The 12,136-nt window shown below is 70.4% G+C and carries 8 protein-coding genes; all 8 read right to left on the bottom strand.

Annotated features, from left to right (window positions below; genetic code table 11):
* Positions 1–17: 17 nt before the first annotated feature.
* The 8 genes from OE229_RS15630 to OE229_RS15595 all read right to left on the bottom strand — a co-directional run bounded on the left by OE229_RS15630 (position 18) and on the right by OE229_RS15595 (position 11,741).
* Positions 18–2,102 (bottom strand): bifunctional aldolase/short-chain dehydrogenase, encoded by a 2,085-nt coding sequence (locus OE229_RS15630; protein ID WP_263344709.1) that lies wholly within the window; start codon positions 2,100–2,102, stop codon positions 18–20.
* A gap of 4 nt (positions 2,103–2,106) precedes the next feature.
* On the bottom strand, positions 2,107–3,279 hold the full coding sequence (gene rhaI, locus OE229_RS15625) for an L-rhamnose isomerase (RefSeq protein WP_262138775.1): 1,173 nt from the start codon (positions 3,277–3,279) through the stop codon (positions 2,107–2,109).
* A gap of 168 nt (positions 3,280–3,447) precedes the next feature.
* Complete coding sequence (locus tag OE229_RS15620; RefSeq protein WP_262138772.1) at positions 3,448–5,766, bottom strand: alpha-L-rhamnosidase; 2,319 nt, start codon at positions 5,764–5,766, stop codon at positions 3,448–3,450.
* Between the two features lie 119 nt (positions 5,767–5,885).
* Positions 5,886–6,692, bottom strand: a complete 807-nt coding sequence (locus OE229_RS15615) for a carbohydrate ABC transporter permease (protein ID WP_259580324.1) — start codon at positions 6,690–6,692, stop codon at positions 5,886–5,888.
* Between the two features lie 101 nt (positions 6,693–6,793).
* Positions 6,794–7,726, bottom strand: a complete 933-nt coding sequence (locus OE229_RS15610) for a carbohydrate ABC transporter permease (RefSeq protein ID WP_241660435.1) — start codon at positions 7,724–7,726, stop codon at positions 6,794–6,796.
* Positions 7,727–7,731: 5 nt separating this feature from the next.
* Positions 7,732–9,051 (bottom strand): ABC transporter substrate-binding protein, encoded by a 1,320-nt coding sequence (locus OE229_RS15605; protein WP_182066815.1) that lies wholly within the window; start codon positions 9,049–9,051, stop codon positions 7,732–7,734.
* Between the two features lie 529 nt (positions 9,052–9,580).
* Positions 9,581–10,687, bottom strand: coding sequence for a LacI family DNA-binding transcriptional regulator (locus tag OE229_RS15600; RefSeq protein ID WP_262138771.1), 1,107 nt, complete (start codon positions 10,685–10,687; stop codon positions 9,581–9,583).
* A gap of 43 nt (positions 10,688–10,730) precedes the next feature.
* The gene (locus OE229_RS15595; RefSeq protein ID WP_182066817.1) at positions 10,731–11,741 is read right to left on the bottom strand and encodes a LacI family DNA-binding transcriptional regulator; all 1,011 of its coding nucleotides are present in this window, start codon (positions 11,739–11,741) and stop codon (positions 10,731–10,733) included.
* Positions 11,742–12,136 lie beyond the last annotated feature (395 nt).

Raw genomic sequence — 12,136 nt, 5'->3', positions numbered from 1 at the left:
TTGGTCGTCGGTCGTCGCTACCGCAGGAAGGCCGCGGCGACGCCGGCGTCGACGGGCACGTGCAAGCCGGTGGTGTGCGAGAAGTCGTCGGTGCAGATGGCGTAGACGGCGTTCGCGACGTTCTCGGGCACGACCTCGCGCTTCAGGATCGTGCGCTGCGCGTAGAACTCGCCGAGGTCCTGCTCCTCGATGCCGTACGTCTTGGCGCGGTTGGCACCCCAGCCGCTCGCGAAGATGCCGGAGCCGCGCACGACGCCGTCGGGGTTGATGCCGTTGACGCGGACGCCGTGCTCCCCGAGCTCGGCCGCGAGCAACCGCACCTGGTGGGCCTGGTCGGCCTTCGTGGCGGAGTACGCGAGGTTGTTCGGCCCGGCGAACACCGAGTTCTTCGACGAGATGTAGACGATGTCGCCGCCCAGGCCCTGCTCGATGAGCACCTTCGCGGCGGCCTTCGACACCAGGAACGACCCCTTCGCCATCACGTCGTGCTGCAGGTCCCAGTCCTGCTCGGTGGTCTCGAGCAGGCTCTTGGACAGCGACAGCCCCGCGTTGTTGACGACGAGGTCGAGGCCGCCGAAGTGCAGCAGAGTCTGCTGGATCGCCTGGTCGATCGCGGCGGCGTCCGTCACGTTCGCGGCGACGCCGATGGCCTGGTCGGGGCCGCCGATCTCGGCCGCCGCAGCGGTGGCCTTCCCGAGGTCGAGGTCGGCGATGACGACGGCGGCACCCTCGGCTGCCAGGCGCTTCGCGATCGCCTTGCCGATGCCGCTCGCGGCGCCGGTGACCAGGGCGATGCGCGTCGCGAGCTTCTTGGGCGCGGGCATCCGCTGCAGCTTCGCCTCTTCGAGGGCCCAGTACTCGATGCGGAACTTCTCGGCCTCGTCGATGGGGGCGTAGGTGCTGACCGACTCTGCGCCGCGCATGACGTTGATCGCGTTGACGTAGAACTCTCCCGCGACCCGGGCGGTCTGCGCGTCCTTGCCGTACGAGAACATCCCGACGCCGGGCACCAGCACGATGAGCGGGTCGGCGCCGCGGATCGCGGGGGAGTCCGGCGTCGCGTGCCGGTCGTAGTAGGCCTGGTAGTCCGCGCGGTACTGCTCGTGCAGTTCGTGCAGGCGCGCGGTCTGCTCCTCGACGGAGGCCGTTGCGGGCAGGTCGAGGATGAGCGGCTCGACCTTGGTGCGCAGGAAGTGGTCCGGGCAGCTGGTGCCGAGGGCCGCGAGTGCTTCGGCGCGCTCGCTCGCCAGGAACTCGAGCACGACGTCGCTGTCGGTGAAGTGCCCGACGACCGGCTTGTCGTGCCCGGCGATGCCGCGGATCGTCGGGGCGAGGGCGGCGGCGCGGACGCGACGTTCGTCGGCCGGCAGTGCTCCGAACCCCGCTCGGCGGCCACCGAACGGGTCCGCCTTGCCGTGCTCCGCGAGGTACCGCTCGGCGGTGTCGATGATCCAGCGGGAGTTGCCTTGCGCCTCGTCGCTCGTCTCCCCCCACGCGGTGATGCCGTGGCCGCCCAGGATCGTGCCGATCGCCTGCGGGTGGTCACGCTTGACGCCAGCGATGTCGAGGCCGAGCTGGAACCCGGGTCGGCGCCACGGCACCCAGACGACCCGGTCGCCGAAGATCCGCTCGGTCAGGGCCGGACCGTCCGCCGCCGTGGCGATCGCGATGCCGGCGTCGGGGTGCAGGTGGTCGACGTGGGCGGCGTCGACGAGTGCGTGCATCGCGGTGTCGATGCTCGGCGCGGCACCGCCACGACCGAACAGGCAGTGGTCAAACGCGGCGACCATCTCGTCCTCGCGCTCGACGCCCGGGTAGACCTGTCGCAGGGCGCGGACGCGGTCGACGCGCAGGACCGCGAGGCCCGCCGGGATGAGGGTGCCGAGGTCACCCCCGGAGCCCTTCACCCAGAGCAGCTCGACCGGTTCGCCCGTGACGGGGTCGGTGTCGGTGCCCTTGGCGGACGTGTTCCCGCCCGCGTAGTTCGTGATCCGCGGATCCGAGCCGAGCGCGTTGGAACGTGCGATGAGGGCACTGATCGTGGTGTCTGCGTCGGTGCCGTGCGCGTCGGGGTCCACCCGTGCCTCCACTGTGTTCGTCATGGTCCTACGCGCCCCAGCCGGCCTGGACGCCGCCGACGCGGTCCTCGGCGATGGACTGCTGGTAGCCCGACTCCAGGTACGCGCGCATCGGGTTCGCCGGCAGCCCGCGGGACTCGCGCCACTCGGCCAGGTCCTTCCGGACGTCGGTCTGGTACGCGTCCATGAAGACCTCGTTCGCGCCGAGGACGTCGTGCGCCTCTTGCGCGGCGGTCAGTGCGACGCGGTCCAGGAGCAGCGCGCGGGCCGTCATCTCCTGCACGTTGAGCACCGAGCGGATCTGGCCGGGGATCTTGTCCTCGACGTTGTGGCACTGGTCGAGCATGAACGCGACGTCGGGGTTGTCGTACCCGCCACCGCGGATGACCTCGACCAGGATCCGGAACAGCTGGAACGGGTCCGCTGCCCCGACGATCAGGTCGTCGTCGGCGTAGAAGCGCGAGTTGAAGTCGAAGGAACCGAGCTTGCCGAGGCGCAGCAGCTGCATCACGATGAACTCGATGTTCGTGCCGGGGGCGTGGTGGCCGGTGTCGAGGCAGACCATCGCCTTCGGCCCGAGTGCCGCGGTCTGCACGTAGCTCGTGCCCCAGTCGGGGACGTCCGTGTGGTAGAACGACGGCTCGAAGAACTTGTACTCGAGCACCAGCCGCTGGTCGGCGCCGAGGCGGTCGTAGATCGTGCTGAGCGACTCGTGCAGGCGGTCCTGACGTTCACGCATGTCGGCCTGGCCGGGGTAGTTCGAGCCCTCGGCGAGCCAGATCTTCAGGTCACGGCTGCCGGTGGCGTCCATCACGTCGATGCAGCGCAGGTGGTGGTCGATCGCCTTCTGCCGGATGCTCGCGTCCGTGTGGGTGAGGGCGCCGAACTTGTAGTCGTCGTCCTGGAACGTGTTCGAGTTGACGGTGCCGAGCGACACCCCGTGCTCTTCGGCGTGGCGCTTGAGGTCGGTGAAGTCGTCGACGAGGTCCCACGGGATGTGGAGTGCCACGGTCGGGGCCAGTCCGGTGTACTCGTGCACCTGGGCGGCGTCGGCGATCTTCTCGTAGGGGTCGCGCGGGGTGCCCGGCGTGCTGAACACCTTGAAGCGGGTGCCGGAGTTGCCGAAGGCCCAGCTGGGCAGCTCGATCTGCTGTCGTGCCAGCTGGTCGGCGATGCCGGCGAAGCTCGGTGTCGATGTCATCGTGTCACTTCCTTGTGTGCGATTGAATCGTTTCATACAGTACGGCTCGCGGCGGTCTGCCGCAACCGTGGAGGGTGGGGTGGTACCGCAGAACACCGGTGTTCACGTGTTGAACACGCGCGTTCGGGGGTTCGACGCGCGAACACCGGTGTCTTGCGGACCAGGGCCCTACGCGGCGGGGACCGCGGCGGGGGCGCGCAGGTCGTGCGTCCCCGCGCCGAGCCGCTGCTCGGGCGCACCCGGCAGGCGCACCACGGCCGAGACGCCCTCGGGCACGGTCGCTCGGACGCGCAACTCCCCGTCGACGAGCTCCCACCGCACGGCGACGTGCCCGTGCACGGTGTCGAGCGAGGTCTCCGCCCACGTCAGCCCACCGCCCGGCTGCGGTGCGATGAGCACGGCGGCGTACCCGGGTTCGAGGGCCGAGAGCCCACCCACCACCCGGTGCATCCAGTCCGCCACGGCACCGAGCGCGTAGTGGTTGAACGAGGTCATCTCGCCCGGGTTGATCGTGCCGTCCGGCAGCATCGAGTCCCAGCGCTCCCACACCGTCGTCGCGCCCATCGTCACCGGGTACAGCCACGACGGGCACTCCGTCTGGAGCAGCAGCCGGTAGGCGTCCTCCAGGTGGCCCGTCCGGGTCAGCGCGTCGGTGATGAAGGGCGTTCCCGCGAAGCCCGTCGAGATCCGGTACCCGGACGCCTCGACCAGCTCGGCGAGACGGTCGCCCGCCACGGCCTGCTCCCGCTCGGACAGGATCCCGAACACGATCGCCAGCGTGTACACCGTGGTCGCGTCCGACAGGATCCGCCCGTCGTCCTGCAGGTAGTGGGTGCGGAACCCGGCCTGGAGGCGCGTGGCGAGTTCCCGGAACTCGGCCGCTTCCGCCTCGTGACCGCCCAACAGCTCCGCCGCGTCCGCCACGATCGTCGCGGACCGGTAGGCGCAGATCGTCGCGACGACGCCCTTGTCGGCCTTCGCGTCGGCAGGGGCCTCGGGCGGGGCGTCCGGGTCGAGCCAGTCGCCGAACTGGAACACGGTGTCCCACAGGTCCTCCGGGGACAGGTGGTCACGGACCCGGCGCAGGTGTGCGGCCATCGAGTCGAACTGCTCCTCGAGCACCGCGGTGTCCCCGTACGCCTGGTACAGGGTCCACGGCACCCAGACGCCGGCGTCCGACCAGAGCGCGGTCGCGTCCGGCGTGCCGAAGTCCTCGGCGGGGGAGTACTTCAGCACGTCCGGCACGACGAACGGGATCACCCCGGCGGCGTGCTGCTGCTCGAGCCACACGTCCCGCAGCCAGTCCGCCAGGAACGTCCGGGTGTCGAACAGGTACGAGGCCGTCGGCGCGAACGCGGCGATGTCGCCGGTCCACCCGAGCCGCTCGTCGCGCTGCGGGCAGTCCGTCGGCACGCTGAGGAAGTTGCCCTGCATGCCCCGGACCACGTTGTCGTGGAAGGTGTTCAGCAGCTCGTGGCTCGACGCGAACGTGCCGGTGCGGGTGAGGTCCGACCCGACCTGCACGGCGGTGACCGCGGCGCGGAGCTCGTCGTGCGTGCCCGGCCAGCCGTCGACCTGCGCGTACCGGAACCCGTGGAACGTGAACCGGGGCTCGAACGTCTCGGGCCCGTCGTCACCGCGCAGGGTGAAGCGGTCCGTCGCCTTCGCGGTGCGCAGGGGGCGGGTGCCGAGCTCGTCGCGTTCGAGCACCTCGGCGTGCTGCACGGTGAGCACGGTGCCGGCCGGGCCGGTCGCGGTGACCCGGAGCCACCCGACCAGGTTCACGCCGAAGTCGAGCAGGGTCGCTCCCGACGGGCTCGTCCAGATCGCCGCCGGGGCGATCTCGGCGAGCGGGCGGACCGGCGGCACGGTGTCGGCGACGAGTTCGCGCTCGCCGATGTCGACCGTGTGCACCGTGCTCGTCCGTCCCCGGTGGCCGTCGACGCTGGGCACGGTGACCTCGCCGGGCGTCAGGAACGAGCCGTCGCGGAGTCGGGCGTCGATGTCCTGCCCGTCGTAGAGCTGGTCCGCGGTGATCGCGCTCGACAGGGCCTGCCAGTCGGTGTCGGTCGTGACGTGCTGCTCGTGGCCGTCGGCGAACGTGATCCGGAGCTCGGCGAACCCGGCGCGCTCGTCCGTGTACCAGCCGCCACCGCCGCCCCAGGCCAGGCGTCCGGCGGCCCAGCCGTTGCCGACGACGAGCGCGAGCACGGCTGCGCCGCCGGCCGCGGTGTCGGCGAGGTGCGCGGTGACGTCGTGCGAGACGACGCGGATGCGCCACTCGTAGCTCGTCCACCCCGGTTCGAGCAGGTGGTCGGAGACGCGCTGCCCGCCGAGCCAGGCCTCGACGACGCCGAGGGCGCTGACGTCGAGGTTGGCGGCGGTGACGGCGCCGTGGCCGTCGTCGAGGGTGAACTCACGACGCAGGATCGGGGCGCTGCCGAGGTCGGTGTCGGCCGCGATGAACGGTGCGGTCCAGGTGGTCATGTGGTGGTCCTTTCACGCGACCGGTCGTCGTCGACCGGTGCACAGGTCGTGGGCCCGGCCGTCCGCCCTGGTGGGCGGTGTGGCGGAGGCGGGTCGCGCCTCCAGGCCGGGGTGGGCGGTCAGCCCTTGACGGCGCCGCTGGTCATGCCGGCGACGATCTGACGGTTGAAGAAGACGTAGAGGATCAGCGGCGGGATCGTGATGAGCAGCACGTCGGTGAACAGCAGGTTCAGCTGGCTGACCGACTGGCTCTGGAACGCGTAGAGCGTCTGCTGCACCGTCGCGTTCTCGGACCCCGGCAGGAAGTACAGCGGGTTGGTGAAGTCGTTGAACACCGTCACCGACTGCACGAGCACGACCGTGATGATCACCGGCTTGAGCAGCGGCAGCACCACCCCGAAGAACAGGCGGACCGGGCCGGCGCCGTCGAGCACGGCGGCCTCGTCGAGTTCCTTCGGGATCGTCGCGACGAACGCCCGGAACAGCAGGATGCAGAACGACAGGCCGAACGTCGCCTCGATTAGGATCATCCCGCCCATGGTCTTGAACAGGTTGAGCCCCTGCAGCACCCAGATGGTCGGCACGATCGCCGGCGGCACGATGAGCCCCGCCAGCACGAAGAAGTTGATCAGGCCGTTCCACCGGCTCGGGCGCCGCTGCAGGACGTACCCGACCATCGCCGAGAACACGACCATGACGGTGACGCTGCCGACGGTGAGCAGGGCGCTGTTCCAGAACGCGCGGAGGATCCCGCCGTCACCGCTCTGGAACACCGCCTGCAGGTTCTGCCACAGCTGCCAGTCGGTCGGCAGGCTGAAGCCGAGCTGGTTCGCCTCGGCCGGGTTCTTCGCCGCCTGGAGCAGCACGAAGACGAACGGCACCAGGAACACGACGAAGCTGACGACGATGGCGATCGAGCCGATGATCCACCGGCGGGCACGCCCCGGGTGGCGGGACCGGCTCGCCGGTGTCGGTCGGCGGCTGCCGGAAGCCGGCGCGTGGCCGGTTCCGGGGGTGGTGACGGCGGTCACAGCTCTGCCTCCTTGCGGTTGAGGAGCCACGAGATCGGCACCATGATCGCGGTGACGACGACGAACAGGACCACGTTGCCGGCGGTGGACAGGCCGTAGAACCCGGCCTGGTACTGCTTGTAGATCACGCTGGCGATCACGTCGCTCGTGAACCCCGGCCCGCCCCCGGTCATCGCCCAGATCAGGTCGAACGACCGCAGACCGCCGATGAGCGACAGGATGATGACCGTGCCCATCGCGGGGCGGGACAGCGGCAACGTGATGTTCCGGAAGATCGACCACGCGCTCGCGCCGTCCACCCGTGCCGCCTCGAAGTACTCCTGCGGGATCGCCACGATGCCGGCGATGAAGATGAGCGTCGCGATGCCGACGCCCTTCCAGACGTCCACCGCGGCGACGCTCCACAGGGCGAGCGCCGGGTCGGTCAGCCACCCGGGGGTGGGCAGGCCGACCGAACCCAGCACGCCGTTGATGATCCCGTGGAACGGGTCCATCAGCGCCTTGAACGTGATGCCGATGCCGATGGTCGACACGAGCACCGGGAAGAACACGACCGCCCGCAGGTAGCCGCGCCCCAGCACGGGCGACGTGAGGAGCAGGGCGAGGGCCAGTCCGAGGACCACCTTCGCCGCGCTCGTCACGAAGCCGTACTGGAAGGTGTGCACGAACCCGGAGACGAGCTGCGGGTCCTGGAAGAACCGGACGAAGTTGTCGAAGCCGATGAAGGTCTGGTCGAACAACGTCCAGCGGGTGAGCGAGAAGTAGAACCCGGCGAAGGTCGGGACCGCGAAGAACACGACGTACAGCGCGATCGCGGGGATGAAGAACCACGCGGGGTAGAACGAGCGCATCCGCTTGCGCGCTGGTCCGGGGCGGCCGGCCTTGCGTGTCTGCGGCGGAGCCACCGCCGTCGTGAGGGTCGCGGTCACGCCGATCACCAGCCCTTGATGCCGAGCTGCTGTGCCTGCTGGACGACGTCGTCGTCGTACTGGTCGGCGCCCTTGCTCGCGGTGGTGATGCCCGAACCGACCTGCACGCAGATCTTCTCGAGGTTCGGGCCCTTGATCGGGGAGAGGAACTCGAGCGCGGGGCTCGCCTTGCCGTCGTCCAGGTACTGCTGCAGGTCGTCGATCATCGGGGGCACGTCGTCCGGCAGCGAGCAGGTCGAGATGACGTACGGGCCGGCGGGGGTGCCGGTGTCGTTCTGCACCTGGCAGCCGTCGGTGGAGTTCGCGAAGGCGACGAACTTCTTCGCCGCTGCCAGCTTGTCGCCCGTGGTCGTCTTCGGGATGTACAGGCCGTTCGGCTCCCAGATCGTCAGGTTCGTGTCCGCGGCGTCCTCGGCGGGCAGGGCGAACGCGCCGATGTCGTCGACGGCGTCGGGGGAGTCCTGCTGGATCGCCGAGATCGCGTTCGTGAGCATCGGGTACTGCGCGCCGGTGCCGTCGGCCAGCATCTTCAGGCCGTTCGCCTGCGTGGCCGAGGCGTAGTCCTCGTTGTAGAGGTCCTTGTCCTTGCCCTCGGCGAGGTGCTCGAACCCGGCGAGTGCGGGTTCGTCGGCGTAGGACTCCTTGTTGGCGGTGTAGTCGTCCGCCCACTTGTCGTCCTGCGCGGTGATGTTCGCGAAGTCGCCGAGGACGAACAGCTGGCTGGTCCAGGTGTCGCCGTAGGTCTGGATGATCGGCGCGATGTCGCCGGCGTCCTTGATCTTCTCGCTGTTGCTGATGAACTCGTCCCACGTGGTCGGGACCTCGAGGCCGAGGTCGTCGTAGACCTTCGTGTTGTAGAGCACCGCGCCGCCGAAGCTCGTGCCGAACGGGGCGCCGTACATGCCCTTGTCGGTGCTGACGACCTTGGTGAACTGCGGGTCGACGTCACCCGCCCACTCCTCGTCGGACAGGTCCACCAGGGTGTTGTCCGGGTTGAGGGCTTGCATGAGCGAGCCGGAGTTGTAGTTGAAGACGTCGGCGGCCTCGCCGGTCGACAGCCGGGTCTTGATCAGGTTGTCACCGTCGGTGCCCTGGGGGCGGGTGTCGAACTTGACGGTGATGTCGGGGTTGGCCTTCTCGAAGGCCTCGATGAGCGGCTTCGCGGTGGCGGCGGTGGCCGGGGCGTTGTCGGCCTGGTAAGTGATCTCGACCTTGCCGCCGCCTTCGTCGGCGGAGCCGCCGGACGAGCACGCTGCGAGCCCACCGATCAGGACCGTTGCGCCGCCGATGGCGATCGCGCGCTTGGTCATGGAACGAACTGACATTCCTTACCTCCTCGTAAGGCCCGGGGCTGGGGTACCCCGGGTGAAACGGACCCGGATCCCGCGCCGTCGCGGGGTCCGGTCACTGCGTTTTAGAACGTTTCAACCAGGATGGAACCACGAGGATTGAAGCGTGTCAATCGCTGTGCCGATTTCGTTACGCGAACCCGCGGAGCGAGGTGCGGGTGGGTCCATTCGTCTGGTGCGAGGTTCCACACTCCGTGACGGGCGCCAGGGCTCGCACGGAGTGCGGAACCTCGCACCGAGTCGACGCGCGGTGCTGCACCGTGCGGTGGTCGCGCCGCCCGCCGGCCGGGAGGCCCGTGCCGGCCCCGCCCCGCGCCTCCCGTCCGGTGCCCGGTCGCGTTCGCGGTCCCGCATCGCCTCGTGCGCGCCGGCCCGTGGCCCGCTGCCCCTCGCCCGCGAAAGCGACAGTGCGCCGCCGAACGTTCGCACCGATCTGTCGCTCTGGCGGACCGGACGGCGTGGCCACCTGCGGATGTGTCGCTTTCGCGGGTTGATCCGCCGCCGGTCAGGCCTCGGTGCGCCTCGGGTCGCTCGACGTGATCGTGCCCGCGACGGCGGCCGCGGCGGCTGCTGCGGCCGCGCCCTCGCGACCGAGCGTGCTCTCGCGCGGCACCAGCTCGCTGCCGAGCACGACGGTCCGGTGCACGTGCATGGGGTCGGTGAGTTCCTCGAGCAGCAGTTCCACCGCAGCCGCACCCATCTCCGAGCCGTGCATCGTCACCGAGGTCAACGGCACCGCACCACCCCACGCCACGGAGTTGTGGTCGCAGCCCGACACGGGGATGTCCTCGGGGACGCGGATCCCGGCGGCTCGGAGCTCGGAGACGACGGCCATCGCGAGCAGGTCGGTCACACCCAGTACCCCGTCGGGGCGTTCGTCCTCGGGCATCCGGGCGATGCGGAGCCCGGCGTCGGTGCCACCCGGCGGGTCGATGTCCCCGGCGTCGACGTCGACGAGCTCGACCCCGGGATGCGCCGCGACGGCCCGCAGCACGCCGGTCCGTCGGCGGTCGACGGGCTGCAGGTCCGGACGGGCGCTCACGAACCCGATGCGTCGGCAGCCGCGCTCGATCAGGTGTTCGGTCGCCAGGAACCCGGCCTGTTCGTTGTCCACGACCACTGCGCACGCGTCGAGTCCGGTCGGCTCGTGGTTGACGTACACGACGGGCCGGCCGTGGCGTCGTGCGACCTCGACCTGGTCGCGCGACTCCGTCATCGAGGCGAGCAGGATCCCCGACACCCGGGCGCTCTCGAGGTAGGCGAGGTGTTCGCCCTGCGCCTGCAGGTCGTCCTCGCTGCTGGCGATCAGCAGGGTGAAGCCGCGTTCCCGCGCAGCCAGCTGTGCGCCGTTGACCATGTCGCTGAACAGGGAGTTCCGCAGCGACATCACCACCAGACCGATCGCGCGCGTGCTGCCGGACACCAGCGCCCGGGCGTTGCGGTTCGGCGTGTACCCGAGCGCGTCGATCGCGTCCCGTACGCGTGCGGCGGTCGCGTCTGCGACCCGCTCGGGGTGGTTCAGGACGTTCGAGACGGTCGCGAGCGAGACCCCGGCCCGGGCAGCGACGTGGTGCACGCTCGGCGGACCGTCGCGCCGGGGGACATGCACCATGCTCCGATCGTAGGCGGCGGGGGAGCCGTGTCCGGACCGCGCCCTAGGCGTCGGCGACGGTGGACTGCCGCACCACGAGCTCCGGCGTGAACTCCACGTGCTCGAGGTCGATGTCCTGCCCCTGCTCGACCTGCTTCGTCAGGAGTTCGATCGCGCGACGACCGAGGTCCTGCGCCGGCTGCCGCACCGACGTCAGTGGGACCACGGCGGACTCGGCGAACGCGATGTCGTCGTAGCCGACGATGGCGATCTGCTCGGGCACCGCGATGGTGCCGCGCATGATGAAGGCCTGTTCGAGCCCGACGGCGAGCAGGTCGTTGGCGGCGAAGACCGCATCCGGGCGTTCGGCGGCCGGCCGTGCCTGGATCGCTTCGCCGATGCGGCGCCCTTCGAGCACGGACAGCGAGGTGGTCGGCAGGGCTTCGAGCCGGATGCCCGCGGCCTGGGCGGCGGCGAGTGCCCCGGCGTGCCGGTCGGCGACCTGGCGGATGCCGAACGGCCCGCCGACGAAGGCGATGTGGGTGCGGCCGATCGCCGCGAGGTGCTCGACCGCGATGCGCCCACCGGCGATGTCGTCGACCGAGACCGAGGCGAAGTGCTCGTCGTCGGCGCGGCGGTCCACCAGCACCACGGCGGTGCCCTGGTCACGCAGCCGCGCGAGGCGGGACAGGTCGTCTCCGGCGGGGGAGATCAGGAGTCCGGCGACACGGCGTTCCTCGAACAGGTCGACGTAGGTGCGTTCGCGGTCGGTCGACTCGTCGGAGTTGCCGATCAACACCGCGAGGCCGTTGTCCATCGCGGCGTCCTCGGCGCCCCGGGCGACGTCGGTGAAGAACGGGTTGCCGCCGTCGAGCACGATGAGCCCGACGGTGGAGCTGCGTCCGGCCCGGAGCTGCCGTGCGGAGTCGTTGCGGACGAACCCGAGCGTCGCGATCGCCGACTGCACGCGTTCCACCGTGCCGGGAGCGACCTTGTCGGGGCGGTTCAGCACGTTCGACACTGTGCCGAGGGACACGCCCGCAAGCGCTGCCACCTCTCGCACACTGACCGCCATGTGGCCATCCTGGCATCGGCACGGTCCACGCGGTCGGCCCGCGCCGTGATCTGTGGAAAACGCGGACGGGAGGCGCGGGGCGGGCCGGTACCGGGCCTCCCGTCCGTGGGGTGGCCGCTTCCACTGCCCGCGCACGGTGCGAGGCGCGCGGCTGGTGCGAGGCGCGCGGCTGGTGCGAGGTTCCGCACTCGGTGCGGGGTGGAAAGGCTCGCACGGAGCACGCAACCTCGCACGGGGCGAACGCCCCCTCGCACGGTGCGGGCGCAACCTCGCGTGGGGCGAGCGCCCGCTCGCACCGTGCGAGGAGCAGCCCGGCGAACCCGCTCTTGCCAGCACGCCGACCGGAGCGCTATCGTCCTCGTCGTCCCGTTGAAACGATTCACCGACGAACACGC

This window comes from Curtobacterium poinsettiae (assembly GCF_025677645.1).
GTDB classification, from domain to species: domain Bacteria; phylum Actinomycetota; class Actinomycetes; order Actinomycetales; family Microbacteriaceae; genus Curtobacterium; species Curtobacterium poinsettiae_A.
This window is presented reverse-complemented; position numbering and strand designations above follow the sequence as displayed.